This is a genomic window from Bradyrhizobium sp. USDA 326, assembly GCF_049739485.1.
In the GTDB taxonomy this organism is placed as follows: Bacteria; Pseudomonadota; Alphaproteobacteria; order Rhizobiales; family Xanthobacteraceae; genus Bradyrhizobium.
The window spans coordinates 5,258,400-5,285,216 of record NZ_JBMGQA010000001.1 but is presented as its reverse complement, the minus strand read 5'-3'; the positions used below and the strand labels follow the sequence as shown (position 1 = coordinate 5,285,216).

The 26,817-nt window shown below is 64.8% G+C and carries 25 protein-coding genes and 1 pseudogene; 11 read left to right on the top strand and 15 right to left on the bottom strand.

Annotation, left to right across the window (positions count from 1 at the left end; all coding sequences use genetic code 11):
• Both ABIG06_RS24840 and ABIG06_RS24835 read right to left on the bottom strand, forming a co-directional pair.
• Window positions 1–1,581 carry an MDR family MFS transporter gene (locus ABIG06_RS24840; RefSeq protein ID WP_124161525.1) on the bottom strand — a complete coding sequence of 527 codons (1,581 nt, stop codon included), beginning with the start codon at window positions 1,579–1,581 and terminating at the stop codon, window positions 1–3.
• 156 nt (window positions 1,582–1,737) lie between these two features.
• The gene (locus ABIG06_RS24835) at window positions 1,738–2,253 is read right to left on the bottom strand and encodes a YcgN family cysteine cluster protein (protein WP_370138948.1); all 516 of its coding nucleotides are present in this window, start codon (window positions 2,251–2,253) and stop codon (window positions 1,738–1,740) included.
• 292 nt (window positions 2,254–2,545) lie between these two features.
• On the opposite strand from ABIG06_RS24835, the gene ABIG06_RS24830 reads away from it, so the two are divergent.
• The 7 genes from ABIG06_RS24830 (at window position 2,546) to ABIG06_RS24800 (ending at window position 10,958) form a co-directional block, all read left to right on the top strand.
• On the top strand, window positions 2,546–4,834 hold the full coding sequence (locus ABIG06_RS24830; RefSeq protein WP_124161527.1) for a transglycosylase domain-containing protein: 2,289 nt from the start codon (window positions 2,546–2,548) through the stop codon (window positions 4,832–4,834).
• 10 nt (window positions 4,835–4,844) lie between these two features.
• Entirely contained in the window at window positions 4,845–5,423 is a 579-nt protein-coding gene (locus ABIG06_RS24825; protein WP_370138947.1) for a DUF1214 domain-containing protein, read from the top strand.
• Window positions 5,420–6,004 (top strand): DUF1254 domain-containing protein, encoded by a 585-nt coding sequence (locus ABIG06_RS24820; protein WP_370138946.1) that lies wholly within the window; start codon window positions 5,420–5,422, stop codon window positions 6,002–6,004. Before ABIG06_RS24825 ends, ABIG06_RS24820 begins: the two co-directional genes overlap by 4 nt.
• A 560-nt stretch (window positions 6,005–6,564) precedes the next feature.
• Window positions 6,565–6,945, top strand: coding sequence for a hypothetical protein (locus ABIG06_RS24815; protein WP_370138945.1), 381 nt, complete (start codon window positions 6,565–6,567; stop codon window positions 6,943–6,945).
• A 460-nt stretch (window positions 6,946–7,405) separates the two neighbouring features.
• Window positions 7,406–9,391 (top strand): TonB-dependent receptor, encoded by a 1,986-nt coding sequence (locus ABIG06_RS24810; protein WP_370138944.1) that lies wholly within the window; start codon window positions 7,406–7,408, stop codon window positions 9,389–9,391.
• On the top strand, window positions 9,388–10,176 hold the full coding sequence (locus tag ABIG06_RS24805) for a DUF4198 domain-containing protein (protein WP_370138943.1): 789 nt from the start codon (window positions 9,388–9,390) through the stop codon (window positions 10,174–10,176). The genes ABIG06_RS24810 and ABIG06_RS24805 overlap by 4 nt, the downstream gene beginning before the upstream one ends.
• A 374-nt stretch (window positions 10,177–10,550) precedes the next feature.
• Complete coding sequence (locus tag ABIG06_RS24800) at window positions 10,551–10,958, top strand: GFA family protein (RefSeq protein WP_124161533.1); 408 nt, start codon at window positions 10,551–10,553, stop codon at window positions 10,956–10,958.
• A 67-nt stretch (window positions 10,959–11,025) separates the two neighbouring features.
• On the opposite strand, the gene ABIG06_RS24795 is transcribed toward ABIG06_RS24800, so the two are convergent.
• The 11 genes from ABIG06_RS24795 to ABIG06_RS24745 form a co-directional block, all read right to left on the bottom strand.
• Complete coding sequence (locus ABIG06_RS24795; RefSeq protein WP_370138942.1) at window positions 11,026–11,625, bottom strand: Spy/CpxP family protein refolding chaperone; 600 nt, start codon at window positions 11,623–11,625, stop codon at window positions 11,026–11,028.
• 122 nt (window positions 11,626–11,747) lie between these two features.
• A complete protein-coding gene (locus tag ABIG06_RS24790) occupies window positions 11,748–12,239 on the bottom strand; it encodes a DUF411 domain-containing protein (protein ID WP_370138941.1) in 492 nt (163 codons plus the stop codon).
• Window positions 12,240–12,293: 54 nt separating this feature from the next.
• Window positions 12,294–12,905, bottom strand: a complete 612-nt coding sequence (locus tag ABIG06_RS24785; protein WP_370138940.1) for a class I SAM-dependent methyltransferase — start codon at window positions 12,903–12,905, stop codon at window positions 12,294–12,296.
• 112 nt (window positions 12,906–13,017) lie between these two features.
• Window positions 13,018–16,209: an efflux RND transporter permease subunit gene (locus ABIG06_RS24780; protein WP_370138939.1), complete on the bottom strand. Its 3,192-nt coding sequence runs from the start codon at window positions 16,207–16,209 to the stop codon at window positions 13,018–13,020.
• Complete coding sequence (locus ABIG06_RS24775) at window positions 16,206–17,624, bottom strand: efflux RND transporter periplasmic adaptor subunit (protein ID WP_370138938.1); 1,419 nt, start codon at window positions 17,622–17,624, stop codon at window positions 16,206–16,208. Before ABIG06_RS24775 ends, ABIG06_RS24780 begins: the two co-directional genes overlap by 4 nt.
• Window positions 17,625–17,703: 79 nt before the next feature.
• Complete coding sequence (locus ABIG06_RS24770; protein ID WP_124161539.1) at window positions 17,704–18,096, bottom strand: FixH family protein; 393 nt, start codon at window positions 18,094–18,096, stop codon at window positions 17,704–17,706.
• Window positions 18,097–18,198: 102 nt separating this feature from the next.
• A complete protein-coding gene (locus ABIG06_RS24765) occupies window positions 18,199–18,564 on the bottom strand; it encodes a hypothetical protein (RefSeq protein WP_370138937.1) in 366 nt (121 codons plus the stop codon).
• 147 nt (window positions 18,565–18,711) lie between these two features.
• Complete coding sequence (locus ABIG06_RS24760) at window positions 18,712–19,899, bottom strand: MFS transporter (RefSeq protein ID WP_370140900.1); 1,188 nt, start codon at window positions 19,897–19,899, stop codon at window positions 18,712–18,714.
• A 28-nt stretch (window positions 19,900–19,927) separates the two neighbouring features.
• Window positions 19,928–21,136 (bottom strand): MFS transporter, encoded by a 1,209-nt coding sequence (locus ABIG06_RS24755; protein WP_370138936.1) that lies wholly within the window; start codon window positions 21,134–21,136, stop codon window positions 19,928–19,930.
• Entirely contained in the window at window positions 21,133–22,497 is a 1,365-nt protein-coding gene (locus tag ABIG06_RS24750; RefSeq protein WP_370138935.1) for an NAD(P)-binding domain-containing protein, read from the bottom strand. Before ABIG06_RS24750 ends, ABIG06_RS24755 begins: the two co-directional genes overlap by 4 nt.
• A gap of 48 nt (window positions 22,498–22,545) precedes the next feature.
• Entirely contained in the window at window positions 22,546–22,863 is a 318-nt protein-coding gene (locus ABIG06_RS24745; protein ID WP_370138934.1) for an ArsR/SmtB family transcription factor, read from the bottom strand.
• A gap of 124 nt (window positions 22,864–22,987) precedes the next feature.
• On the opposite strand from ABIG06_RS24745, the gene ABIG06_RS24740 reads away from it, so the two are divergent.
• The 4 genes and pseudogenes from ABIG06_RS24740 (at window position 22,988) to arsC (ending at window position 25,399) form a co-directional block, all read left to right on the top strand.
• On the top strand, window positions 22,988–23,350 hold the full coding sequence (locus tag ABIG06_RS24740; RefSeq protein ID WP_370138933.1) for an ArsR/SmtB family transcription factor: 363 nt from the start codon (window positions 22,988–22,990) through the stop codon (window positions 23,348–23,350).
• Window positions 23,343–23,872: pseudogene (locus ABIG06_RS24735) on the top strand (arsenate reductase ArsC). The gene ABIG06_RS24740 and the pseudogene ABIG06_RS24735 overlap by 8 nt, the downstream one beginning before the upstream one ends.
• A gap of 2 nt (window positions 23,873–23,874) precedes the next feature.
• Window positions 23,875–24,930 carry an ACR3 family arsenite efflux transporter gene (arsB, locus tag ABIG06_RS24730; protein WP_370140899.1) on the top strand — a complete coding sequence of 352 codons (1,056 nt, stop codon included), beginning with the start codon at window positions 23,875–23,877 and terminating at the stop codon, window positions 24,928–24,930.
• 67 nt (window positions 24,931–24,997) lie between these two features.
• A complete protein-coding gene (gene arsC / locus ABIG06_RS24725; protein WP_370138932.1) occupies window positions 24,998–25,399 on the top strand; it encodes an arsenate reductase (glutaredoxin) in 402 nt (133 codons plus the stop codon).
• A gap of 68 nt (window positions 25,400–25,467) precedes the next feature.
• On the opposite strand, the gene ABIG06_RS24720 is transcribed toward arsC, so the two are convergent.
• Entirely contained in the window at window positions 25,468–26,352 is an 885-nt protein-coding gene (locus tag ABIG06_RS24720; protein WP_424578399.1) for a DUF1259 domain-containing protein, read from the bottom strand.
• Between the two features lie 37 nt (window positions 26,353–26,389).
• Window positions 26,390–26,623: a hypothetical protein gene (locus tag ABIG06_RS24715; protein WP_370138930.1), complete on the bottom strand. Its 234-nt coding sequence runs from the start codon at window positions 26,621–26,623 to the stop codon at window positions 26,390–26,392.
• Window positions 26,624–26,817: the final 194 nt, after the last annotated feature.

Here is a 26,817-nt window from a genome sequence, read left to right as displayed (position 1 = left end):
CTACTCCGCCATCTCGACGTGCTTGGTAACGGCGGGCCCGGCCAGCGGCCGCTCTTCCATCATGATCAGACACAGCGCAGCTGCGGTCATCAGCGCGGTAGCGGCGCCGAACACGTAGCGGAACGCGTGCCGCATGTCGTCGGCGGGTATCGCCACGGCGCCGGCGGCGTGATGTTCGCCGGCGAGCGGGATGTCGGTGCCGAGCGCGATCAGCAGGATGGCTGCGAAAGCCGCGACCGTGAACGAGGACATCAGCGAGCGGAAGAAGTTCAAGGCGCCGGTGATGGTGCCGACCTGCGGCCGCGCGACCGAATTCTGCACCGAGACCACGCAGACCGGAAAGGTGGTGCCGAGGCCGAGCGCGAACGCGGCCATCAGCGTCAAAAGGCCCCATAACGGCAGCGTCGTCAGCGTGAGACCAAGGCCGCACAGCGCGGCCCAGGACGTGCCGATGATGGCGACGCGCTTGTAGTGCTTGGCCCGAGCCATCGTGCGCCCGGCGATGGCCGCGCCGAGGGTCGAGACGGCCGCCAGCGGAATCAGCGCAAGGCCCGCCTCGCTCGCGCTGAGGTGATAGACGGACTCGTAATAGAGCGGAAGCTGGACCGTGAGGCCCGTGATCGCGCCAAGCGCACAGCCGCCCGCCATCAGCCCGAACGGTACGACACTTCCGCCGAGCAGCGGCAGAGGCAGAAACGGCTCGTCCGCCCGCCGCGCATGCCAGACGAAGGTGACGACGAGCGCAACCGCACCACCCACCATCGCGAGCACGGTCGGCGACAGCCACGGATAGCGCGTGCCGCCCCAGGTCAACACCAGCATGAAGACGACGGCGGAGGCCATCAGCAACACGCCGCCGAGCCAGTCGACCTTGCGCTTGCGGTGGAACACCGGGATCTTCTTCATCTTCGGCAGCAAGAGCGCGATCGCGGCGGCCGAGAGCGGCAGGTTGATCCAGAAGATCATCGACCAGTGCAGATGCTCGGCGAACACGCCGCCGATGACCGGGCCAAGAATGCCGCCGACCATCCAGACGCTGGAGAAATAGGCCTGGTATTGCCCGCGCTCGCGTGGGCTCACCACGTCGGAGATTACGGTCTGCACCACGGGCATGATGCCGCCGCCACCGAGGCCCTGAAGGCCGCGCGCCAAGATCAGCATCGGCATGTTCGGGGCAATCGCGCACAGAATCGAGCCCGCGACGAACAGGCTGAGCGAGATGATGATCATGACGCGACGACCGTAGATGTCGCTGAGCGTGCCGAACACCGGCGCGACCGCGGTCGAGGCGAGCAGATAGGCTGTGATCACCCAGGAGAGATTGGAGACGTCCTGGAACTGTCGCCCGATGGTCGGCAGCGCGGTTGCCACGATGGTCTGGTCGAGCGCTGCCAGGAACATCGTCAGCATCAGGCTGATGACGATAGTGCGGACCTCGTCGGAGGTCAGCGGTACCGGCGGTGCGATGGGCGGCGCGTCATCGACGCTCAACACCTCGCCGGGAAGGCGGGACAGCTCTTCGGCAATGTCGTCAGGCAATGTCTTGACGTCGGCAGCGCTCTGCCGTTCGAACTTGTTCATCTCGATCGGACGTCATGTGGCGGCGCAACGCCGCGAAGGATTCGTTCTATGCAATCCAATGTAGACAGCAAAGTTCTTCCCAGGCAGGCACCATGGCGCATGGGTGCATCCCGCCGTGGGGCCATCCCGAACACGTGATCTCAAAAGGGCGGCGGATCAGTCCCTCGGACGTCGCTTCAAACGGGCCCGTTTCGGCAGTACGGCCGGCCATTGCACGATGTGGTTCTCGAGATCCTCATCCGGGATCTCCTCCTCGCTACCCTCCACGCGGCCGCGGACGGAAACGCCGGCTTCATGGACGGTGTTGGGGTCGCCCGAAACCAGCGGATGCCACCAATAGAGGTCGCGCCCCTCGGCGACGAGCTTGTAGCCGCAGCTCGGTGGCAGCCAGTTTAGGGTGCGGACATTGGCCGGGGTCAGGCGGACGCAATCCGGAACCTTGTCGGAACGATTCGGATAGTCCTTGCAGGCGCAGCTCGCCCCGTCGAGCAGCTTGCAGCCGACATGGGTGAAGTAGATCCGGCCGGTGTCCTCGTCTTCGAGCTTGTTCAGACAGCAGCGGCCGCAGCCGTCGCACAGGCTTTCCCATTCGGCCCCCGACATCTCTTCCAACGTCTTGGTTTTCCAAAAGAATTCTTCCTGGCCTGACGGTCGTTTGGGAGCTGCGGTCATGCGCCTCAACAAAATTCGAAAAGAGCTACGGCAACGCCATCTAGGGGGCACGGCCGCAAGGGTGCAAGCGAGGCCGCTTTGAAGCCCGTAATGAACCGGGGTCAATTAGGCCTATTGTTCAAAATCGCGAGCGTGACCATTGGTTTATGGGCCCCGCTCGGCTAGAAGGAACAGCAAGTCCCTCGGATGCTGGCCGGGCGCCTTGGGTTTGCCGCAACATTCCCTCAAGACGTCTCGATGCCGCCCCGGCCGGGTGCTTGAACGCTTTCGAAGCAAGCCTCAAGGGTTCTAGGTGCGCCAGATCATACCACCGCATTGGAAGCAGAGGGTCCGGAATTTCTTCCTCGACCTCGATGCGCGCATCGACTCCTCGCTGTTCTCCTCGGCCAAAGGCATCCGCGAGCTCTACGAGCGCTACTCGACCTTCATGGACCGGTTCTATGTCGGGCGCTGGAAGCGCTGGGTGTTCATCGAGCCGTTGTCGGAGGCCGCGACGCTCGGGCTCGGCGGCCTCGTCGTGATGCTCACCCTCGCCATTCCCGCCTTCCGCGAGACCGCGGACGAGGACTGGCTGAAGAAATCCGATCTCGCGGTGACCTTCCTCGACCGCTACGGCAATCCGATCGGCAGCCGCGGCATCAAGCACAACGACTCGATCCCGCTGGAAGATTTTCCGGATGTCCTGATCAAGGCGACGCTGGCGACCGAGGACCGCCGCTTCTACGAACATTTCGGCATCGACATCGCCGGCACCGCGCGCGCGCTCGTCACCAACGCCCAGGCCGGCGGCGTCCGCCAGGGCGGCTCCTCGATCACCCAGCAGCTCGCCAAGAATCTGTTTTTGAGCAACGAGCGCACCATCGAGCGCAAGGTCAACGAGGCCTTCCTCGCGATCTGGCTGGAATGGCGCCTGACCAAGAACGAGATCCTCAAGCTGTATCTCGACCGCGCCTATATGGGCGGCGGCACGTTCGGCGTCGACGGCGCCGCACATTTCTACTTCAACAAGTCCGCGCGCGACGTGACCCTGGCGGAAGCTGCGATGCTCGCCGGCCTGTTCAAGGCACCGACGAAATACGCCCCCCACATCAACCTGCCCGCCGCGCGCGCCCGCGCCAACGTCGTGCTCGACAACCTCGTCGATGCCGGCTTCATGACCGAGGGCCAGGTGTTCGGCGCCCGCCGCAATCCGGCGTTCGCGGTCGACCGCCGCGACGAGGCGTCGCCGAACTATTATCTCGACTACGCCTTCGACGAGATGCGCAAGCTGGTCGACACCTTCCCGAAGTCCTACACCGAGCGCGTCTTCGTGGTCCGCACCGCCATCGACACCAACGTGCAGAAGGCGGCGGAAGACGCCGTCGAGAACCAGCTGCGCCAGTTCGGCCGCGACTATCACGCAACGCAGGCGGCGACCGTCGTCGCCGATCTCGACGGCGGCATCCGCGCCATGGTCGGCGGCCGCGACTATGGCGCCAGCCAGTTCAACCGCGCCACCGACGCCTATCGGCAGCCCGGCTCCTCGTTCAAGCCTTACGTCTACACCACGGCGCTGCTGAACGGTTACACGCCGAACTCGATCGTGGTCGACGGCCCCGTCTGCATCGGCAATTGGTGCCCGCAGAATTATGGCCATTCCTATTCCGGCTCGGTGACGCTGACGCAGGCGATCACGCGCTCGATCAACGTCGTACCGGTGAAGCTGTCGATCGAGATCGGCCGGCGGGATCAGCCGAAGGCGCCGAACCCCGCCAAGATCGGCCGCGCCAAGATCGTCGAGGTCGCGCGCCGCTTCGGTCTCAAGGCGCCGCTGCCCGACACGCCGTCGCTGCCGATCGGTTCGGACGAAGTCACCGTGCTCGAGCATGCCGTCGCCTACGCGACCTTCCCCAACCGCGGCAAGGCGGTGACGCCGCATTCGGTGCTGGAGGTGCGCACCGGCGCCGGCGACCTCGTCTGGCGCTGGGACCGCGACGGCCCGAAGCCGCGGCAGGCGATTCCCGCCTCCGTTGCCGCCGACATGGCCGGCATGATGAGCCACGTCGTCAGCGAAGGCACCGCCCGCCGCGCCGCGCTCGACGGCATTCCGACCGCCGGCAAGACCGGCACGACCAATGCGTATCGCGACGCCTGGTTCGTCGGCTACACCGGCAACTTCACCTGCGCGGTCTGGTACGGCAACGACGACTACTCGCCGACCAATCGCATGACCGGCGGCTCGCTGCCGGCGCAGACCTGGCACGACATCATGCTCGCGGCGCATCAGGGCGTCGAGGTCCGGGAGATCCCCGGCATCGGCATGGGCCAGAAGCTGCCGCCGCAGCACGTGAGCAACGCGCAGGCCAATGCGGCACCGAAAGTGCTGGAGACCAAGCCGGGGCCGCCGCCGGTGCTGACCAAGCGCGGCGCCGACGTCCTGGTGCGCGTCGAGAAGCTTCTCGATGATGCGGCCAAGACCGCGAATAAATCCGCGGCCGACGACAGCAAGTCGGCCAGGCCGTCCTCGGCGACGAGCGCGCTCGCCTTCCCGCAGAACTATGCGGAAGAGAACGTCAACGCGTCCGCGCCACGCAAGAACTGATCGAAAGCAAGTGCGGCTGATCCTGATCACATTGACGGCGCTGCTTCTCGCGACGGTGGTCGGCATCGGCGCGACCTGGATGACGACGACGCGCGGCACCGAGATCGGTGCGCTGACCATCGGCGCCTGGACCGCGCGGCCGCGCACCGGCACCGCCGACGTCGATCCCTATTCGCGCGCCACCATCGTGCGCAACGGCGAGCTGCCGATCGGCACCGGCGACGGCGTCGCTTTCACGGCCACCACCGACGACAAGAAGAAGGCGCTCGACGGCCGCTGCGATGTCGTCGTCTCCGGCGTGACGCCACCAGCGCGATTCTGGACGCTGACGCTGTACGATCGCAAAGGCCATCTCGTCGCCAATTCGTTGCAGCGCTACGGCTTCACCAGCCAGGAGATCGTGCGGCAGTCCGACGGCTCGTTCGAGATCCGCATCGCCTCGCGCTCCCGTGCCGGCAACTGGCTGCCGACCGGCGGCATCGAGCGCTACGCCTTGATGCTGCGCCTCTACGACACCCCGGTCGGGGTCGCAACGCGCACCCAGCGCGATGCGCCGATGCCGAGCATCACCACGGTGGGCTGCTCATGATCCGGCTCATGTTCACGATCGTTGCCGGCGTGGTGCTGGGCCTCGTGGTCCATCTCGTCAGCGTGCTGGCGCTGCCGCGGATCGCGACGCAGGATGCCTATTCGCGGCTGACGCCGGTGACGAAGGTCAACGCGGTCACCCAGCTTCCGCTCGCCGACCCCAACACTTCGCCGATGCCGTTCATGGATCCGGCCTTTGCGCTGGCGATCTGCCGCTACGATCTGTCGGGCGGACCTATCAAGCTGACGGTGCCCGTCAGCCAGGCCTACACCTCGGTGTCGTTCTACACCCGCAACGAGATCGCCTATTACGCCATCAACGACCGCTCGGCCGGCAAGAAGGTGATCGAGCTCGACCTGATGACGGAAGCGCAGCACAGCGAGCTGCCCGAGGACGAAGAGGTCACCGCGGCCGATCGGCTGATCATCGATTCCCCCAGCACGACCGGCCTGATCCTGATGAAGGCGCTCGCGCCCGAGCCCGGGCTGATGCCGCAGGCGCAAGGCTCGCTCGTGGCCGCCACTTGTGCGCCGCAGACCGAGCCGCCAGCCAAGGCCGAGGCGTCGCGCCGTCGGCGGTGAACGCGGCGATAGCGGCAACGCAAAACGAAGACTGCGAAAACAACCCCATGCACAGTAGCCGGAGCATTGAAATCATTATGCTCTTCGGTCGGCGACGACGAAGCTACCGGTCGACGCGTACGCCCCTTTGACTCGTCGGGCAAAACACCGGCATACTGGCATCATCGAAAGTTCGTCACACCCGCGCGGAGCAATCCGCCGCGGGTTTTTTATTTCGGAGCAGAGATTGGGATGACCGAGAGATCACTGGCAGTTGGTTGGCTGTCGCAGCGGCGTTGGCCTGGACGATGAGTCAGGCTCTGCGATCTGACGTCTTCGGATTCCGTAGACTATCGCCTCCCCGCCGGAATCATCCATGAATATTCGTGGGATGTCACCCACTTCGCTATCTCGGAGAGTGCTGGACAGAGTCCCGAATCCAATCAGTCCTGCGGTGTTCGCTGGGCGGCCGACCGGATTTGGCGCCCTCACGAGTTGACCTTCGTCAACACCTTCACGGGGCCTCGTTTGCGGGCGGCGCCCCCATCCACTACACTTTCTACGGTGACGCGGCCGACGACATGTTCGATTTTGCTCGTGGCGGCGACGATACCTTCACGTTCGTTTCCCCGAGCAACACTGCCTACGGTGACGCGGGCGGCGACGTGTCCGGTCATGCTCGGGGCGGCAACGATACCTTCACGGGCGGCAGCAGCTTCGGCCCTGGCCCGACGAGCAACATTCTGTTCGGTGACGCGAAGTCTATGTTCGACTGCGCCAATGGCGGCGACGATACTCTTACCGCGGGCAGCTGCTTCGGCTCGCGTCAGCTGTTCTTGCTGGGCAGTCTTGTCGAGCGCGCATTCGACTCACCTATTCATCGGTACGGTCGGTTGCCGGTGGCGCGCTCTCAACAAGATTTCAATGGCGGTTTCCACGTGGTGGACAGCGTCTTTCCATAGACACCGGTACAAAGACCCGACGTCCAAACACGCAACACCCTGAATCCTGTCAGCTTTCCCACCGCACGCATCCAAGCCCGCTGTGATTGGCCCGCAACCTGCTCATGCAAGTATGACGATCGACCAAAGAAGTCATACTGATGTATGATCACCTACACGAAACATCACATCGCCTGCCGGAGACCGTCGCGCGGCCGTCGATGTGATCGCGGGGGCTAAGTTGCGTAGAATTTCCTGGCGCCTGGTTCTGGCCGGCATCGCGTTATCAGGCGCTTCGGCCGAAGACTCAGTTCACGCCCAGGCGGCACCGGCGGGATCCGCGGCCGGGTCCTTGCCGCCGGTTACGGTCGCGGCGCCCGAGGCGGCCCCGAGACGCGTACGACGCACAGAGCCTCCGGCAAGGACAAGCGCCCCGCGCCGGGCGCAGCAAGCGCAGCCTTCATCGCAACGGCAATCGAGCGTGGGCCTCTCCGCTGGCGCGACGCCGGGACGGGCCGACGTGTCGAGCGCGGTGACCGCACTGCCGGCGGCGGTGACGGTGATGAACGCACCGGCAATCAGCCGGCTGGCGGTCGCAACCTATGGCGACCTGTTCCGCTCGCTCCCCGGCTTCAATGTGTCCAACTATGGCCAGGGCGGGATCGGCTACGGGCTTTCGCTGCGAGGCTATACCGAATCCGAGCACGGCCGCGACATCGCCTATTACATCGACGGCGTTCCGCTCAACGAGGTCTCCTCGCTGCACACGCCGAGCTATGCCGACCTCAACGTGCTGTTTCCGGAAACGGTCAAGAGCATCGAGATCGTGCGCGGGCCGTTTTCCGTCGAGTACGGCGACTCCAATATGGGCGGCTCGGTCAACATCACGACCAAGCAGGCCGAACCCTTTGCCAGCGTCGGCGTCTCCGGAGGCACGCAAGGCACGGCGCGGGGCGTTGCGACCTACAGCACGACCCAGGGCGCATGGCTGCCCTATCTGGCATTCGAAGGGTATCACACCGACGGCTATCGCGATAACAGCTTCATCAATCGCTACAACTCGTTCAACAAGGTCACGACGACGCTTCCGGACGGCGCCACCGTGTCGTTCCGTGCACAGGCCTACGGCACCGAATACGGCTCGCCCGGCTTTGCCAGTCGCGACGCCATTGCCGCCGGAACGATCTCCGAACGCTCGGCGACCAATCCGACCGACGGCGGCAACAAGCAGCTCGAAAACCTCGTCACCAATTACAGCTCCGGCGCACAGGACCAGGAGCTGAAAGGCTCGCTGTTCGTCAGCCACCAGTTCTCGAACCGGTTCGCGGATTTCGGCAGCGGCCAGCGCCTTCAGCACGAGGACCGCACGATGGTCGGCGGCCGCGTCAGCAAGGTCTGGAGCGGAGCCATCGGCGACGACATCCCCGTGCAGGTCCTGCTCGGCAGCAACTGGCGCACCGATTTCATCGAGGCGTTCCAGGCGCCGACCACCGCACGCGCGGTGTCCGGCCCGGCCGCAGTCAATGTCGGATTGACCGAGACGAACATCGCCGGCTTCGGTCAGGTCCAGGTCAAGCCGCTGCCATGGCTCAAGTTCACGGCCGGCGGCCGTTACGACCAGTTCTACTACGACATCGACGACCGCATCACGCCCGGCGGCACGCCGAACATGTCGAACGGGATCGCAAGCCCAAAGGCCGGCGTCGCCATCGCGCCATTCGAATGGCTGGAGCTGTTCGCCAATTACGGCGAGGGTTTCCGCAGCATCGACGTGCCCGCGGAGCTGATCGGCAATCCCGGCATTCAGCCATTCAAGATCATCAGCCGCGAAGGCGGCGTCCAGTTGGCGTTCGATCGCTTCAGACTGCTCGCGAGCTATTGGACGACGGACTCGGCCAACGAAGCGTTTCAGGCGGCGCCCGGTCTGCCGGTGACGTTCCTGGGTAAAGCCCAGCGCAACGGATACGACGTCGATGCCCGCTGGTTCGTGATCAAGGATCCCGTCAACAACGTCTCGCTATTCGCCAACTATGGCGGCGTCTCGGCTCGCCTCATCGACGCGGCGCCCTCCTACTTCGTTCCGAACGTGCCGAGCTACGTCGCCAATGTCGGCGTCGACTTCAACGTCGCGACAGTCAATGCGCAAGTCCTGTCCGGTTCGGCCTATGTGACCTTCGTCGGCAGGAAGAACCTGACGCAGGACGGCCTCATCACGACCTCACCCTACTCCCGCGTGACCGGCAAGCTCGCCTATTCCTGGCCCGAGGGATGGACCGCGTTCACGCAGGCGACCTGGTATCCCGGTGATCGCCTCAGCGAAATCGCCATCAATTTCGGCGATCCCGTCGGCGCAAACACGTCAGACATTTTCGTCAGCGCGCAGCCGACAATCGCCGTGCTCGCGGGCGTTTCGTATCGTTTCCCGACAGTCATGGCCGCGACAAATCCAAAGCTGGTGACCAAATGAACCGTATCTTCTCTCGTCTCGCCCACACGCTGCTCGCGACCGGACTCGTTCTCGGGTCGATAGCCTCCGCTTCGGCGCATGATGCCTGGCTCACCTTCTCGGGGCCGGCCACCGCACGCCGCGCCATCGTCAATTACGGTCATCCGGACGACCGGCCGCCGGCTTTCGCAGACAAGGTCGTGGACCTCCTGATGGTGACGCCGAAAGGCCGCACCTCGCTCCTCGACGGACTTGCGGGCGCATCCGACAACGGCATCCAGATCGCACGAACAAGACCGTTCGACGATGCCGGACATACGCTGCTCGCGGCGCGTTACGACAACGGATTCTGGGTCAAGACGACAGACGGCCTCTATCGCAACGCCACCCGGCGGCTGGTGCCTGACGCTGCCGAGAGCTTCTGGTCCGGAAAGTTCGCAAAGGCGATCACAGGGGCTGACGCGCCGTGGCAGGAGGTGCTCGGACACGATCTCGAGCTTGTGCCGCTCACCGATCCAGCCAAGGCGAGGCCAGGTGAGATGCTCAAGGTCAAGGTGCTGTTTCGCGGCAAGCCTCTCGCTGAAGCGGAGGTCGAACGTGGCGACGGCAAGACGGTCGTTGCGGAGAAGGACATTCCAAAATTCAGGACGGACGCCGAAGGCGTGGCGACCGTTCCCATCGCCAAGCCGGGTCCCCATCTGCTGGTGATCGATCATCGCGCGGCGCCGTCCGTCACGCCGGATCAGGCGACGGCCGACCTCTACAATGCGACGCTGTGGTTCAACGTGGTGGCCAAGCACCGCTAAAGCGCAATGAGATCAGGACGAGTCGTCATCGCGCTTTAGCTTATTGTTTGAGCATGATCGCTTCGGAAAACCGCTGCGCAGTTTTCCGGATCATGCTTAGTGCTGTCACTTGAGTGCGTGGCTGCCGCGCTCAATAGCCTCTGCAACCGCGGTTCTCGTCCTCGACCCCGACGTGACTGTGGACGATCCTCGGAAGCGCGGCGTCGGCGCTCTCGCGCGGAACCGGCCGCGCCCATTCTCCGGAACCGACCTCGCATCAGCACACGATGGCAGCAGCTGTCACGCGACAGTAGGACGCAACTTCAGGTCGCTTGCGCTGTTGAAGCCGCCCGGCGCGATGGCTATCGATACAAAGAACTCGATCGGAGGAACGCATGAGCACCATCACCGGCGGCTGTCACTGCGGCGCGATCCGTTATGAGATCCAGGGCGAGGCGATCGTCCACGCGCTGTGCCACTGCCGCGATTGCCGGCTCCACGCCGGCGCCCCGGTCGTCGGCTGGACGATGTACGCGGAGGATGCCGTCAAGGTGACCAAGGGCGAGCCGAAGGTGTATCACTCCTCGGAACATGTCCGACGGCACTTTTGCGGCGACTGCGGCACCGGACTGTTCTATTTCAATGCCGGCATGATGCCCGGCATCATCGACATCCAGAGCGCGACCTACGACGATCCCGAGGCCGTGCCGGCAACGATGCAGATCCAGGTCGCCGAGCGGCTGCGCTGGATGGAGCACGCGCACGAACTGCCGGCGTTCGACCGCTTTCCTCCGCAGCCGTAGCGACGGACGTGAGACCGGCTCTTTTGGCATCATCCAGGGATTGGCGACGCTCGGCTCGTGCGCCAGCTTATTGATGGTGGCGGTGGCGCTGCGTAGCGCCATCGGACGTGTACCCGCGCAGCTCGGCGTATCTTGCCAATTGTGCCTGGTCGAGAACCGCCGCGGCGCGCAGGTGATATTTGAGATGGGCCTGCCGCAGCTCGCCCTGCGTCCTGGCGATCGCCGCGGTGGCAGATTCCAGATTCTCGACGGTGATCGTACGGCTGGCGAACTGCCGATCCAGATCCGCCTCCTTCTCGATCAATCTGCCGCCGATGGGCGCGGTCTCCGCCTTCATCTCGGAGAACATCTCCTCGAACCTGCTCCGCTGCTCCGGATTCAACCCCAGTTGGTCCGCGAGTTCGAGCACGTGGGAGGGCCCTGGATATCCATTGAGCTCGGCCGCGAGTGCGAGCCCCATGCCCCGCCCCGCCCGCAGATCGCCAATTTGCTGCTCCGAGAGCGCCTTGATGTGGCGGGACTGCATACCGGCATACGGTGTCTGCGCCCAAGCGGCAGCCGGCGCGAGCAAGGCGACGATCAAAACGACAATCTTCATGACTCTCCACCCCCTGTTGCAGGGCATCAACCAATCATGACTCGGCGATGGCGTAAACAGCCGCATCATCCATGAACTCCCACCGCCGTGGGCATCGAAGCCCGGCCGGTGATCTACGCGGGACCTTCGGCAGGCTGCGATCTCGGTTTCCATGACGCCGGAGGCCGGGAGCGCTCGTTCATCAAAGGCTCTCAACCGATCGCCTGCGAGCCGATAAAGCGCATGAATGGCCTGTGACCACCGGCACCGAACAGCACGACAGTGTAAGGCTGCGGCGCGCCGCCTTCCATCCCGGGCGATCCGACCGGCATGCCCGGCACGGCAAGCCCTTTCGCGATGGGACGCTCCGAGAGCAGGCGCCGTACGGCCGCAGCCGGCACGTGCCCCTCGACGAGATAACCCGCGACCTCTGCCGTGTGACACGCGACCAGGTCCGGCGGGATGCCGAGCCGATTCCGAACCGCGTCGAGATCGGCGGTCTCCTCCACCTGGACGACAAATCCTGCGTCCCGGAGATGCTGCACCCAGCCGGCGCAACAGCCGCAGCTCGGATCCCTGTGCACCGTGACGGTGGTTTCTTCGGCCTGCGCCGCAACAGCAGGCCTGGCCAGGCCTGCCGCCGCTGCTGCCGCCATCAGCCCCACAAGCGATCGACGGGTCATCACATGTGCGCGTTCCTTCATCTTCGGCTTCCTTTCGCTTCATCGTTGGATCTCAAGGCCGGAGCGTCGCGGCCATCAACGAGGACTCGCCTGGCCCTCGTACATGAACGTCATGGGCTTCAGCCAATTCATGTATCCGGTGCGCATCTCGTCGATGCGAAAGCCATTCCGGGTCAGGACGTCGGCAATGTCCCGATTGAGATGACAACCGCCCGAGATGCGCATCCACGCGGGGGTCAGGCGATCCTGCCACCAGCGCACGCCCGGTTCGGGCGCGCGGCCATGCTCGACGAAGACCAGCTTCCCTCCCGGTTTCAGCACACGCCGCGCCTCTGTCATCGCGCGATCGACGTCCGGAATGCTGCACATGGTCCAGGTCGTCACGACCGTGTTGATGCTGCGGTCCTCGATCGGAATTGCCTCGGCCGAAGCTTCAACGAGATCGACCGGAGTTTCCGGATGTGGCGCGGTTCGCGCCATCTCGAGAAGCTTTGGAGCGGGTTCAAGCCCCACAAGCCGCGTCACCGTAGGTCCGTAGAACGGCAGGTTGCGGCCGGAGCCGATGCCGATCTCGAGGACCCGGCCCTGAGCCGCACGGGTCGCGCGTTGACGGTAGGACGCAAGTTCCTTGTTGCGCATCGCAAGGTCGCAAAGCCGCGGAAGAATGATGTCGTTGTAGAAGCCCATGCGCGCATCTCCTGGCATCGTCGCGCCCAATACTAGAACGATGATGATCGATGCGGTGATCAATTCATCGTCCCCAACGTCCCCGACACGATGTCATTCATCATGGCTCGCCTCATTCGGCAGGCTCCACCACCCGCAATCTCGCACTGATCGGCTTTGGCATTTCGGTCGGTTGTCCTTTATCCTCGCCTTTGGGAGGCAAGCGGAAGCCTTTCACCAGCCCGAAGATCGCCGGGATCACGATCAACGTCAGCAGCGTCGAAGAGATCATGCCGCCGATCATCGGCACCGCGATGCGCTGCATGATCTCCGACCCGGCGCCAGTGCTCCACATGATCGGCAGCAGGCCCGCCATGATGGCAACCACCGTCATCATCTTGGGACGGACGCGCTCGACCGCGCCTTCCATGATGGCCTCGTGCAGATCCTGGCGGGTGAAGACCCTGCTCTCGGCGCTGCGCTTCGCCCTCAGCTCGGCCAGCGCGTGCTCGAGATAGATCAGCATCACGACGCCGGTCTCGGCGGCCACACCGGCCAGCGCAATGAACCCGACCGCGACGGCGACCGACAGGTTGAAGCCGAGCCACGACATCATCCAGATGCCGCCGACCAGCGCGAAGGGCAGCGACAGCATGACGATGAGGGTCTCGGTCATGGCCCTGAAGTTCAGGTACAGCAGCAGGAAGATGATCGTCAGCGTCACGGGGACCACGATCTTCAGGCGCGCCGCGGCGCGCTGGAGATACTCGTACTGGCCGCTCCAGACCACGTAATAACCGGGCGGGAACTGGATGCTGTCAGTCACCGCGCGTTGCGCCTCGGCGACGTAGCTGCCGATGTCGCGATCGCGGATGTCGACATAGACGTAGGTCGCGAGCTGGCCGTTCTCGGTCCGGATCGAGGTCGGCCCCCGCGCCGGCTCGACTTTCGCGACCTCGCCGAGCGGCACCGCGCCGCCCGCCGGCATCGGCACCAGGATATCGCTGGCGATGGCCTTTGGATTGTCGCGCAGATCGCGCGGATAGCGCATGTTCACCGTGAACCGCTGCCGTCCCTCCACGGTCGTCGTGACTGTCTGGCCGCCGAGAGCGGCCGCGATGGTGTCCTGAACGTCCTGGATCAGGATGCCATAGCGGGCGAGCGCCTCGCGGTCCGGGACGATCTCGAGATAGTACCCGCCGATGCCGCGCTCGGCATAGGCCGAGGACGTGCCCGGGACGGTCTTGATCACCCGCTCGACCTGCCTCGCCAGCCGGTCGATCTCGACGGGGTCGGTGCCCATCACCTTGACGCCAACAGGCGTGCGGATGCCGGTGGACAGCATGTCGATGCGCGCCTTGATCGGCATGGTCCAGGCGTTGGAGACGCCCGGAAACTGCAGCGCCTTGTCCATTTCCGCGATCAGGCTGTCGACGGTGACGCCGGGACGCCACTGCTCCTTCGGCTTCAGGCTGACGACGGTCTCGAACATCTCGGTCGGGGCCGGATCGGTTGCGGTCGCCGCCCGTCCCGCCTTGCCGTAGACGGACGCGACCTCCGGGAACGACTTGATGATGCGGTCCTGCGTCTGCATCAGTTCGGCCGCCTTGGTGACCGAGATGCCGGGCAGCGTCGTCGGCATGTACAGCAGCGTGCCCTCGTTCAGTGTCGGCATGAACTCGGTGCCGAGCTGCCGCGCCGGCCAAATCGTGACGGCGAGCACGACCAGCGAGGCCAGGATCACCAGCGTCTTGGCGCGCAGCACGCCCTTGATGACCGGCCGGTAGATAAGAATCAGGAAGCGGTTGATGACATTCCTGTGCTCCGGCACGATCCTGCCGCGGACGAAGATGACCATCAGCGCCGGCACCAGAGTGACGGACAACAAGGCCGCCGCGGCCATCGCGAAGGTTTTCGTGAAGGCCAGCGGGCTAAACAGCCGCCCCTCCTGCGATTCCAGCGTGAAGATCGGCATGAACGACACGGTGATGATCAGCAGGCTGAAGAACAGCGCCGGCCCGACCTCGGACGCCGCATCGATCAGGATCTGGACGCGCGACTGACCGGGCTCGGCGCGTTCGAGGTGCTTGTGGGCGTTCTCGATCATGACGATCGCGGCATCCACCATGGCGCCGATCGCAATCGCGATGCCGCCGAGGCTCATGATGTTGGATCCGAGGCCGAGCAGCTTCATGGCGCCGAACGCCATCAGCACGCCGACCGGCAGCATCAGGATCGCGACCAGCGCGCTGCGGACGTGGAGCAGGAACACGATGCAGACGAGCGCGACGACGATGCTCTCCTCGAGCAGCGTGTGCTTGAGCGTGTCGATGGCCGCGTAGATCAGATTGGAGCGATCATAGACCGGGACGATCTCGACCGACTTTGGCAAGCTGCTCGCGATCTCCTTCAAGCGCTTCTTGACGTTTTCGATGACGTCGAGGGCGTTGACGCCAAAACGCTGCAGCACGATGCCGCTTGCGACCTCACCCTCGCCGTTCAGCTCGGCGATGCCGCGCCGCTCGTCGGGTCCGAGCTCGACATTGGCGACGTCCCGCAGCAGCACCGGCGTGCCGTTGCTCGTCTTCAGGACGATGTTGCCGAGATCGTTGATGCTCTTGATGTAGCCCTTGCCGCGAATGACGTATTCGAACTCCGACAGCTCGACCGTGCGCCCGCCGACGTCGGCGTTGCTGGCGCGGATCGCCTCCCGGATCTTCTGTATGCTGATGCCGCGATCGCGCATCCGCTGCGGATCGAGCACCACGTTGTATTGCTTGACGAAGCCGCCGATGCTGGCGACCTCGGCGACGCCTTCAGCTTTGGCCAGCGCGAACTTCAGATTCCAGTCCTGGATCGTGCGCGTGTCCGCGAGGTTCAATTCCCTCGACATCACGGCGTACTGGTAGACCCAGCCGACGCCGGTCGCGTCGGGCCCGATGGTCGGGGTGACGCCGGCAGGAAGCCGCGATGCCGCGCCGTTCAGGAATTCCATGACGCGCGAACGCGCCCAATAGATGTCGGTGCCGTCCTCGAAGATCACATAGACGAACGACACGCCGAAGAAGGAGAAGCCGCGCACCACCTTCGATTTCGGCACGGTCAGCATCGCCGTGGTCAAGGGATAGGTGACCTGGTCCTCGATCACCTGCGGCGCCTGGCCGGGATATTCGGTGTAGACGATGACCTGCGTGTCGGAGAGATCGGGGATCGCATCCAGCGGCAGGTGAAGCAGCGCGTAGAGGCCGGCGGCGGCCGCAAAGCCGGTGCCGAACAGCACCAGCAGCAGGTTGCGCGCCGACCAGGCGATGATGCGCGCGATCATTTGTGCTCTCCCGTCGCATCGCCCGCGTCGGACGCTTGAGGAGCGGCCTCGGCGAAGCCCTTGAGCGCGGCCTTCAGATTGCTCTCCGCATCGATCAGGAAGTTCGCGGATGTGACCACGGCCTCGCCGTCGGCAAGGCCGTCCCGCACCTCGATGTAGCCGCCTCCGCGCCGGCCGAGCTTCACCTCGCGCGGCTCGAAACGCCCGTCCCCCTTGTCGACGAGCACGGCCTGGCGCGTGCCGGTGTCGAGCACCGAGCTATCCTGGATCGCCAGGACGGGCGCGCCGTCTGCCGTGTCGATGTCGGCATCGACATACATGTCCGGCAGCATCATCGCGTCGGGATTGGCAAGCTCGATGCGGACGCGGACCGTCCGGGTTTCACGGTTCACCTGCGGATAGATCACGGCGATCTTTCCGGTGAAGCTTCGGCCAGGGAAGCTGCGCGCGCGCACCGCAACGGATTGCCCCACCGTGATATTGCCGAGATCGCGCTCGGCGACGTCGACCAGCGCCCACACCAGCGAGATGTCCGCGATGCGAAACAACACGTCGCCGGGATTGGCGCGCATGCCTTCGATCGCATTGCGCTCGAGCACGATCCCGTCGCGCGGCGCCGCCCAGTGGATGGTGACGGGCGCGACGCGCGTCTTCTCCATCTCGGCGATGGCCTGCTCGGGAACGTCGAGATTGACCAGCCGTTGCCGCGAGCCGCGGCCGTACGTCTCGACACCACCCACTGTCTTCGAGGTGATCGTCGCAAGATATTCAGCCGCCGCGGACGCGACGGCAGAACTATAGATCTCCATCAACGGCTGGCCCGCCTTCACGCGCGTGCCCGTGGTGACGTCCGCGACCCTCTGCACGAAGCTTTCGGCGCGCATCGCGATCACCGACACGCGGCGCTCGTCCAACTGGATCGTGCCGGGTGCCTTCACCAGCACCCGGATGGACCGCCGCTCAGCCGGCTCGGACTTCACGCCGGTGCGCTGGATCTTGCCGGGCGACAGCTTCACCGTTCCATCGTCGACGTCTTCGCCTTCGTAAACGGGGACATAGTTCATCCCCATCGGATCCTTCTTCGGCACCGGCGAGGTGTCGGGCAACCCCATGGGATTGCGGTAGTAGAGGATTTTTCGCGATGAAGCCGCCTGCGGTGGCTTCGTTGCCGCTGCAGTTACCTCGTCGTCATCGTAGACCGGCAGATAGTCCCGCCCGCGGTCATCCTTCTTTGGACCGGCCGACCAAAGCGGCGCGCCGCCCGGATCGCGGAAATAAAGCGGCGCCCGGGCAGCGTTGGCCGTGCCCGGGGCGACCTCGGCATGAACGGACCAGCGTCCGTTCATGGACCAGGCAGCGCCCAGGGCCAGGCCGCCGGTGAGCGCGAGTGCGGTGAGAAGACGGAGCGTGTTCATCGCCAGATTCCGCGCGCCTCGGGCGCGCGTCCATGTGAATGGGAGAGAGAAGTTCGGGCGCCATCGGGCGCCCGAAGGCTCACTTCGTCGCCTTGACGATGACCTTGCCGGTGACCGTGTCAGGCTCGCCCTGCACCTTCGCCGAGAGCGTGACCTGGTAGCGGCCGGCCATCGGCAGGTCCGTCTTGAAGGCGTAGACGCCTGGCTCCCTGGACGGCAGCGGCGCGACGGCCGACTCCATCTCGGCCATGCCGTCCGGCGCCATGTCGACGCGCGTCTTGAAGATGACGGCATCCGCGACCGGCTTGCCGGTCTGCTTGTTGGTCAAGCGAACGGCGAGCGTGACATCGTCGCCCTTCTTCATCTCGGGATTGACCGGCTCGAACGCGTAATCGCCGGCACCCGCCATCGCGGCCGTTGCGGCGAGTGAAAGGGTGGCGGCAACAGCCGCGGTGCTGAATTTGGAAAGCATTGTCCTGTCCTCATGGATTGATCTTCCGCCGTGACGCATGGAGCGCGCACGTCAGTCATCGTCGCGCGCAGACGTGCCGCACGCGTCGCTGGCTTTGCGAGATCAGGCTCGAGGAGGCCGGAAGGGAGGGCTGCCGCCGAGGAAGGAGACGACCTGGTCGGCGGGAATGGCGGTCTTCCCCGCCCCCACGGCAATGAATTCGAAAGCGAGGGGACGGACGTCTGCGAGCGCGGTGGTGCTCCCGACACAGCAGAAGCCCATCCCGCACTTGTAGCCGGCGGTGTCGGAGCCCGTTCCCTTCATGTCGGGACAACAATCGTCCATCGGCATGTCGCCCTCACCGCTCATGACCATGGTCGCGTGCATGTCGCCCGACGACACGGCGAGGCTGGACGCGGACGCGCCAGCCGGCAGCATCGCCAGGGATATGGCGATGACGACTGCCAGGATGGTACGGACGATCCGCATCAAATCTGCTTTTACCGTTTGGACACTTCTGGAACCGCAGCGTTTGTAACATATCCCGCGGCCGAATGCATTCTTTGATCCGGGTCAAGCATTCGTGACCGGGACTCCGGCGCCTCACCGCGATCACGCTGCGAACGCTCGGGTTGGCTATCTTGACCTCGATAGGTGCGTCTCGGACGTAGTCATCCGCGCCCATAGCAACGCGAGCGGGCCCAACGCGATCCCGGCAGCGAGCACGATGAACACGAGCAACCAGGCCCTTGCACTCTGCGGACCGCCAGCAGCATCGAGCGCAACCCCGGTTCCCCACGCTCCAATCGCCGACAGGCCGAAGCCAACCGTTGAATGGAGGGCCAGCGTCGCCCCGCGATGCTCGGAGTCAGCCGCGGCCGACATGCCGGCCGTCAGCGCGCCTGAGTCCGCCGGCACCGTCAGGCCATAAATCATGAGCAGCAGCGCGAGCACCCATGCCGGAGCCGTCGCGTTGAGACCGATGGCCAGCGCAACACAGGCCGAACCGATCATCACCACCGTTATCGCCCGATGCCGCCCGAACTTCAGCGCAGCCTCGTTGCCGAGGATACTGGCCGGCATCGAGATCACCGCGAAGCAGAAGCTCATCAGAACGGGCGTCAGCCATGACGGCGCGCCTTGATGCGCGACGACGAAGGTCCAGAATCCGACCAGCCAGGTGCGAATCCCATAGAGCTCGAAGCAGTGAGCGCCGTAACCGAAGATGTAGCCGAGCGCCTCGCGGTTGGCGAAGACCGGCGCAAAGTTCAACAGACGTCCCGCTCTCGGCGCGGGGCTGCGGCGCTCGATCGCAAGACACGCGACCACCATCGCAACCGGACCGATGCCGGTCACATCAAAGGCTGTCCGCCACCCCCAGCGATCGGCGAGGACTTGCGCAACCAGGAACGACAGGCCGACGCCCACCGAGAAGCTCGAGGTGTACAGCGTCACTGCCCGCGAGGTGTCGCCGGCGGGCAACCGGTCTGTCAGTGCCTTGAGCCCCGGCATGTAGGCACCGGCAAAACCCAATCCCGCAAGTGACCAGATGATCGTCCCTGACCAGAACCCTTGCGCGAAGATGCCAAACGCGACAGTCGCGAGTCCGCTCACGACAGAGCCGCCCAGGAGTACGAGCCGCGCATCGATGCGATCGGTCAGCGTCGTGAGTACAGGCACTGCCAGCATGTAACCAAAGGCGTAACCGCTCGCCATCAGCCCGCCTTCCGCGGCGGATAGCCCCCACGCCGGCATGAGGTGCTGCGCCAGATTCGCGGACAACGTCACATGCGGCAACAGATTGCCGAGCTGACCGATGCACATCGCCGCAATCAGCGGCCAGCCGTGCAAGCTACGAATGCTCTCCTCCTATCGGATCTGGGCCCCATGTCGTCCGATCTGCACGAAGCAGCAGAAGCGCGAAGAAGGCGGAGACCGAGGCCAGCGCGCTGATCCAGAGTGCGCTGCTGCCGAAATGCTCCACCATCAGTCCCAGCGCAAGCGGCGCGAAGGCGCCTGTTGCCCTCGAAGGCAGCGAGATCACACCGACACGCCTGCCGAATCCCACCGGCCCGAACAGCGCCAATGGCAGCGTACCACGGGCAATGGTGATGATGCCGTTGCCCGCGCCATAGAGCACCGTGAAGGCCGGAGCGAGCCAGGGGCCGCCCGCGACCAGTGCAAGCACGCCGATCGGATTCATGAGCATGGCGAGCCTTGCCGACAGCAGCGGATGAAACCGGCTGAGCCATCCTGCTTCCAGAAGGCGGGCGCCGACCTGCGCAGGTCCGACCAATGCTCCTGCGAACAACGCCTGTGACGGCGTGGCGCCGAACCCAACCAGCATGGCCGGTAGAATGGCCGAGACCCCGGAGCTGACGAAGCTTGCGGCCGCAAACATGTACGCCAGCAGCATCATTGCGAAGGTTTCGCTCTGGCCGCCGGCTTGTTGGCTCGCATTCGTGCCCGGTCGGGAGTCCTGCTCCAATGGGGCGGCACGAGGCAGAGAAAGATTGAGCGGCAATGCAAGGCCGATATGGATCACCGCCCATAGCTGGCAAGCCGTGCGCCAGCCGTATTCCGAAGCGAGCCACGTCGTGAGGGGCCAGCCCAGGGTGCTGGCGAAGCCGGCGATCAGGGTGATGCCGGTGATCGTTCCTCGCGCATTGGCGCCGTAGATGCGCGCAAGCGTCGCGAACGCCGCTTCATAGAGGCCCATGCCCATGCCGATCCCGAGCAGGATCCAGGCTGCGATCAGCGCTGCCGCGCCATGGGACACGGACAGCAGGAACAGGCCCGCCACGAAGACGAGATTCGAGACGGCAAGCAGGGTGCGCCCTCCGAACGTATCGATGGCATGACCAACTCTCGGACCGAGCAGGCCGGAGATGACCAGCGCTCCCGACAGCGCGCCGAACACGTAAGTCGGTGCAAGACCGAGATCGTGCGCAATCGGCGCAGCCAGGATCGCCGGGAGATAGTAACTCGACGCCCAGGCGACGGTCTGGGCGCTGCCGAGCGCGACGACGACAGCGAGCGGCCTCGCAGTGTCTCGCCTCATGAGCAGCCGCATCCCGCGCCGCCTGCCTTCCTGGCCGATTCGTCCGCCGCACAGCAGGCTGAGGGTTCGGCCTTGGCCGGACCGCCGCAGCATCCCGCTGCGCCGGCGGACTCGACGCTGCCACGTGTGCAAACGCCGGTCTCGGGCAGCACGAGCTCGACCCGTGCGGCAGCCTCCTTGTCGCCCGCGATGTCGGCGACGATCGAGCGGACCTGCTCGTATCCGGTGGTCATCAGGAAGGTCGGCGCCCGGCCGTAGGATTTCATGCCGGCGAGATAGAAGCCCGGCTCGTCATGCGCGAGCTCGCGAGCGCCGTGAGGCCGCACCGTTCCGCAGCTATGCTCGTTGGGATCGATCAGCGGCGCGAGCGCGACGGGCGCCTCGATTGCCGGTTCGAGCCGAAGCCGCAGCTCGGACAGGAACGAGAGATCGGGACGGAAGCCGGTCGATACCACCAGCTCATCCGCAACCACGCTCCGCGCACCGCAGCAGGCGCCTGCCGAAATCCTGAGACGTCCTTCGAACTCCGAAAGATGGGTGACACCGAAGTCGGTCTCGACTCGAATCTTTCCGGCAGCCACGAGCGCGGCGAAGGTGGATCCCAGTTCGCCGCGCGCGGCAAGCTTGTCGTTGCTGCCGCCGCCAAAGGCCTTTGCAGGATCGCCGCCGCGCAGCAGCCAGACGGGCTGCGTGCCGGGCACCTCCTCGGCGAGCCGCGAAAGATCGATCAGCGTGCCCAGCGCGGAATGGCCGGCACCGAGCACGGCCACGGTCTTGCCGGCATATCTGCCGCGGTCCGTGCCCCGCACATCCGGCATGCCATAGGCGATGCGATCCGTGCGCTCGCGTTCGCCGATCGCAGGCAGACCGTTGCTGCCGGCCGGATTGGGCGAGAACCACGTGCCTGACACGTCGATGACGGCGTCGGCGCGCAGCACCTCGGGACCCCTGCCGTTCTGATAGCGGAGTTCGAAAGGCGCCTGCTCCCGCCCCTTCGTCTTGGCCTTGTCGAAGCCGACGCGGCTGATGGCCGTGACGCGGCTCGAGGTCCGGATGGTGTCGCGCAGTGGTGTTCGCGTTGCGAGCGGCGCGAGGTAGCGCTCGATCAGCTCGCCGCCGGTCGGATAGGAGCTCGGGTTCGGCGAATTCCAGCCGGTCGGCGCAAGCAGGCGCGCCGACGCCTTGTCGACGTTGTATTCCCACGGCGAGAAGAGCTGGACATGCTGCCATTGACGCACCGCATGTCCGGCCTCGGGTCCGGCTTCGAGCACGACGGGGGACATGCCGCGTTCGAGCACATGCGCGGCGGCCGCGAGACCGACCGGCCCCGCCCCGATGATCGCTACCGTCTTCTTCTCCATTGCGAACTCTCCATCCTTCTAGAATTATGGAAAAAATGGCCAAATGAGTCAGGCTGCGGTCTGAGCGTCCTTACATCCGGCTTCGTCCGCACAGCACTCCGCGACCAGGAAGTCGACCAGGCTTCGCATGGCATCGAAGTTGGCGTGGCAGATCAGGGTCGTCGATTCCCTGACCTGGCTGACCAGTCCAACCGAGACTAAGGTCTTGATGTGGTGCGACAGCGTTGACGCCGGGATCTTCAGCTTGTCCTGCAGGCGGCCAACCGGCATGCCCGCGTGCCCGGCCCGGACCAATGCGCGGTAGATCTGAAGCCGGGTCCGATTCCCCAAGGCTTCCAAACGTGCTGCTGCGTCATCGACCTTCATGGGCGCCACGATGCACACGTGCACATCACCTGTCAAACGCTATTTCTAGAATATTCGAAATATCTGCTCACGGGTGACGGATTTCAGGTTGACGCGACGATAACAATTCCATAAATCTGGATATATGGAAACAGAAGAAGCCGTCCTGGCGCTCGCCGCGCTGTCTCAACCGACCCGCCTTGAGGCGTTCCGGACGCTGGTCAGACACGAGCCTGACGGTCTTGCGGCTGGCGACCTCGCGCGCCTGCTGGAAGTCCCCCAAAATACGCTCTCGGCGCATCTGTCGATCCTGAGCCGCGCGCGGCTGGTGTCTTCCGAGCGGCACAGCCGCTCGATCATCTACCGCGCCAACCTCGGCGAATTTCGCGACATGGCCGTCTTCCTGCTGCGCGATTGCTGCGGCGGACGGCCGGAAGTCTGCGAGCCCGTCGTCGAGACTTTGAAATCGTGCTGCGCTCCCAAGCGAAAGGAGAAGGCCCGTGCCTGATCGCGTCTACAATGTGCTGTTCCTCTGTACCGGCAATTCGGCCCGGTCCGTGGTCGCGGAATCGATCCTTCGCAAGGACGGTGCCGGGCGCTTCCGCTCCTTCTCCGCAGGGAGCACGCCGAAAGGCGCCGTGCATCCGCTGGCGCTGCGCACGCTGCAGAGCATGGACTATCCGGTCGACGGGATGCGCTCGAAGAGCTGGCTCGAGTTCGCCGCGCCCGATGCGCCGGTGATGGATTTCGTCTTCACCGTCTGCGACAACGCAGCCGGCGAATCCTGTCCGGTCTGGCCGGGCCGGCCGACGACCGCGCATTGGGGCATCGAAGATCCTGCGGCCGTCGAAGGCACCGAGATCGAAAGACTTGCGGCCTTCTCGCGGGCCTTCCGCTACCTGAAGAACCGTATCGGCGCGCTCTCGTGAACCTGCCCCTCAGCGGCATCGACCGGCTTTCGCTCGGCACCAAGTTTCGGGAAATCGACCGCTCCGAGGGGGCAACGTCCGGCAAAAGCGACGTGGCGTGACGATGGGCATCTTCGAACGATACCTCACTTTGTGGGTCGCGCTTTGCATCGTGGTCGGCGTGGCACTGGGACACGTCATGCCCGGCTTCTTCGGCGCGGTTGCAGCCGCCGAAGTCGCCAAGGTCAACCTGCCGGTCGCGATCCTGATCTGGCTCATGATCGTGCCGATGTTGTTGAAGATCGACTTCGGCTCACTGGGCCAGGTCCGGGAGCATTGGCGCGGCGTCGGCGTCACCCTCTTCATCAATTGGGCCGTGAAGCCGTTCTCGATGGCGCTGCTGGGCTCCTTCTTCATCGGTCACCTCTTCGCACCGTGGCTACCGTCCGGCCAGATCCCGTCCTACATCGCCGGCTTGATCCTGCTTGCGGCTGCACCCTGCACTGCGATGGTGTTCGTTTGGTCCAATTTGTGCGAGGGGGAACCCCACTACACTCTGAGCCAGGTCGCACTCAACGACGTGATCATGGTTTTCCTGTTCGCGCCGCTGGTGGGATTGCTGCTCGGAGTGGCCTCGATCAGCGTCCCCTGGGACACATTGCTGTTGTCCGTCGTGCTTTACATCGTGGTTCCCGTGATTGTCGCTCAGCTGTGGCGCAAGGTGCTGCTGCGAGGAGGCGACGACAGCTTCAACCGCGTCATGCGGATGCTGCAGCCTCTCTCGCTAGTCGCGCTCCTCGCGACGCTGGTGCTGCTCTTCGGCTTCCAGGGAGAGCAGATCGTCAAACAGCCCGTCGTCATTGCGATCCTAGCCGTCCCTATTCTTGTGCAAGTCTATCTCAATGCGGGCCTGGCCTATTGGCTGAGCCGGCGGTTCGGCGTGGCCTGGTGCGTCGCGGCTCCAGCGGCGCTCATCGGCGCGAGCAACTTCTTCGAACTGGCGGTCGCCGCCGCGATCAGCCTGTTCGGCCTGGACTCCGGCGCGGCGCTGGCGACCGTGGTCGGCGTCCTCGTCGAGGTCCCAGTGATGCTGTCCGTCGTCCGCATCGTCAAGGCCACGCGGGGCTGGTACGAAGCGGGGACCGGTAAAGTCGCGACGGCTGCCGAGGCCCACCAATGAATTCATCATTTGCCGGCGGCGGTGCGGCAACGATAGATGCCGGTCGGCCAGTCACGGAGACACGTCGATGAGCGTCACGATCTATCACAACCCGGCTTGCGGCACCTCACGCAACACCCTGGCGATGATCCGGCAGAGCGGCACCGAGCCTGTCGTCATCGAATATCTCAAGACGCCGCCGTCGCGGGACAAGCTCAAGGAACTGATCGCGGCGATGGACGTTCCGGTCCGCGCGCTGCTGCGCGAGAAGGGAACACCGTACAAGGAGCTCGGCCTCGACGATCCCAAATGGACAGACGACCAGCTCCTCGACTTCATGCTCGCCCATCCCATCCTGATCAACCGCCCGATCGTGGTGACGCCAAAGGGCGCGCGCTTGTGCCGGCCGTCTGAAGCCGTGATCGATCTCCTGGACAATCCCGTCGGCCGCTTCGTGAAAGAAGACGGCGAAGTGGTCGAAGCTCGATAGGCTTGCAGCGCCTCCTCGCGCCGGCCGATTGCCCGGCGCGCAGAGGCTCGCGCGACCTCCTGCGAAGATCAGCTCTTCGTGCTCGCGGTCTTGTCGAGCGCGGCACGCACGCCGCTCGCGAGCTTGATCGCATCATCGTTGGCCCAGAAATGCATGAAGAACAGGCGCGGCTGTTCGTCCAGCATATGGCTGTGAAGGGCCGTCACGGCGATGCCGTGCGACCGCAATACCTTGATCACCGGGTTCACCTCGTCGCCCGTCAGCACGAAGTCGCCGGTAATCGCGGCCTTGCCGCCGCCGGTCGGCTGGAAGTTAACGGCGGTTGCAACGCCCAGCGGCCCGACCGGGCTCAACTGCATGCCGTGTTCGGTGACGGGATCGCGGCGGGGGACATTGAACTGGTAGACGCCGCCGTTCGCCTGGCCCTTGACGCCGATGATGTTGTCGAGCCGCGCAGTGTCGAGTTCGATGGCCGGCGGAGCGGCCGTCGAAGCCGGCACCGATAGCGGCGTCTTGCTTTCGGCGAGCGCCTCCTTGAGGGCCGCTGCGATCCTGACGGGGTCACCGTGGCCGGCCACGTGCATGTAAAACGTCGCCGGGCTCGCGCCGAGCAGATGATTGTGCACGGCGGTGATCTCCAGCCCGCTCGCGATCATCTTCGCCATGACCGGGCTGATCTCGGATTCGAGCAGCACCAGATCCCCCATCGCCATGACGCCGCCATGCGCGGGCTTGAACGCGACCCAGCCGCCGAGCGCCAGCGCGGGCTTGATGGTCACGCCGTCGAGCGTCACCGTGAGATCGGTGCGCGGAAAGCCGTAGCGATGCACGTCGCCGGTCACGGCCGGCTTTCGCGCCAGCGTGTCGTCGACTTTCTGCCAGTCGACGTCCTGCGCATGAGCGCTTGCGATGAAGCAGGCGCCGATGCCGATCAGCGCCGAGATTGTCTTCATTGATCTGCTCCCTCAAGCTTGGAATTCAGCCAGTCACTCACCTCTGCTCCTTGATCTGGCCGCTGCTGTCGATGACGAGCCGCACGTGCTTGCCGTTCTTCACCGCCTTGGCGGTCACCCCTTCCGCGGTCGACTTGATGTCGCTGACCTGCGTGTAACCGGCCGCCTGGAGCTTGGCGGCGAGCTCCTCTTGAGTCAGCGCGCGTGCGGTCGACACGCCGCTCGCGATTGCGAAAATGAGGAGCGTGGGAAGGATCGTCCGTGCTTGCATGGTCGTTCTCCTGGTCGTGTCCCTGCCCCGGGTGAAGTTGTTTCGAAGTGCGGCTCCGGATGAAGCCCAAGAAGCGCAACAGAGTCGCGGCACGGACGTGCACGCGTTGGTCCGTCGTCATGCCGATGAGACAATTTGTGAGATGAACGGAGATGCGGGATGACATGCTGCGCCCTTGGTGATCAGGACGCGAT

Bases quoted from the DNA above. Each gene is read 5' to 3' on its own strand.
- ABIG06_RS24840 (WP_124161525.1), bottom strand. From the start codon at position 1,581: ATGAACAAGTTCGAACGGCAGAGCGCTGCCGACGTCAAGACATTGCCT.
- ABIG06_RS24835 (WP_370138948.1), bottom strand. From the start codon at position 2,253: ATGACCGCAGCTCCCAAACGACCGTCAGGCCAGGAAGAATTCTTTTGG.
- ABIG06_RS24820 (WP_370138946.1), top strand. From the start codon at position 5,420: ATGATCCGGCTCATGTTCACGATCGTTGCCGGCGTGGTGCTGGGCCTC.
- ABIG06_RS24815 (WP_370138945.1), top strand. From the start codon at position 6,565: ATGTTCGATTTTGCTCGTGGCGGCGACGATACCTTCACGTTCGTTTCC.
- ABIG06_RS24805 (WP_370138943.1), top strand. From the start codon at position 9,388: ATGAACCGTATCTTCTCTCGTCTCGCCCACACGCTGCTCGCGACCGGA.
- ABIG06_RS24800 (WP_124161533.1), top strand. From the start codon at position 10,551: ATGAGCACCATCACCGGCGGCTGTCACTGCGGCGCGATCCGTTATGAG.
- ABIG06_RS24795 (WP_370138942.1), bottom strand. From the start codon at position 11,625: ATGATGCGGCTGTTTACGCCATCGCCGAGTCATGATTGGTTGATGCCC.
- ABIG06_RS24790 (WP_370138941.1), bottom strand. From the start codon at position 12,239: ATGAAGGAACGCGCACATGTGATGACCCGTCGATCGCTTGTGGGGCTG.
- ABIG06_RS24785 (WP_370138940.1), bottom strand. From the start codon at position 12,905: ATGGGCTTCTACAACGACATCATTCTTCCGCGGCTTTGCGACCTTGCG.
- ABIG06_RS24780 (WP_370138939.1), bottom strand. From the start codon at position 16,209: ATGATCGCGCGCATCATCGCCTGGTCGGCGCGCAACCTGCTGCTGGTG.
- ABIG06_RS24775 (WP_370138938.1), bottom strand. From the start codon at position 17,624: ATGAACACGCTCCGTCTTCTCACCGCACTCGCGCTCACCGGCGGCCTG.
- ABIG06_RS24770 (WP_124161539.1), bottom strand. From the start codon at position 18,096: ATGCTTTCCAAATTCAGCACCGCGGCTGTTGCCGCCACCCTTTCACTC.
- ABIG06_RS24765 (WP_370138937.1), bottom strand. From the start codon at position 18,564: ATGCGGATCGTCCGTACCATCCTGGCAGTCGTCATCGCCATATCCCTG.
- ABIG06_RS24760 (WP_370140900.1), bottom strand. From the start codon at position 19,899: ATGTGCATCGGTCAGCTCGGCAATCTGTTGCCGCATGTGACGTTGTCC.
- ABIG06_RS24755 (WP_370138936.1), bottom strand. From the start codon at position 21,136: ATGAGGCGAGACACTGCGAGGCCGCTCGCTGTCGTCGTCGCGCTCGGC.
- ABIG06_RS24750 (WP_370138935.1), bottom strand. From the start codon at position 22,497: ATGGAGAAGAAGACGGTAGCGATCATCGGGGCGGGGCCGGTCGGTCTC.
- ABIG06_RS24745 (WP_370138934.1), bottom strand. From the start codon at position 22,863: ATGAAGGTCGATGACGCAGCAGCACGTTTGGAAGCCTTGGGGAATCGG.
- ABIG06_RS24740 (WP_370138933.1), top strand. From the start codon at position 22,988: ATGGAAACAGAAGAAGCCGTCCTGGCGCTCGCCGCGCTGTCTCAACCG.
- arsB (WP_370140899.1), top strand. From the start codon at position 23,875: ATGGGCATCTTCGAACGATACCTCACTTTGTGGGTCGCGCTTTGCATC.
- arsC (WP_370138932.1), top strand. From the start codon at position 24,998: ATGAGCGTCACGATCTATCACAACCCGGCTTGCGGCACCTCACGCAAC.
- ABIG06_RS24720 (WP_424578399.1), bottom strand. From the start codon at position 26,352: ATGAAGACAATCTCGGCGCTGATCGGCATCGGCGCCTGCTTCATCGCA.
- ABIG06_RS24715 (WP_370138930.1), bottom strand. From the start codon at position 26,623: ATGCAAGCACGGACGATCCTTCCCACGCTCCTCATTTTCGCAATCGCG.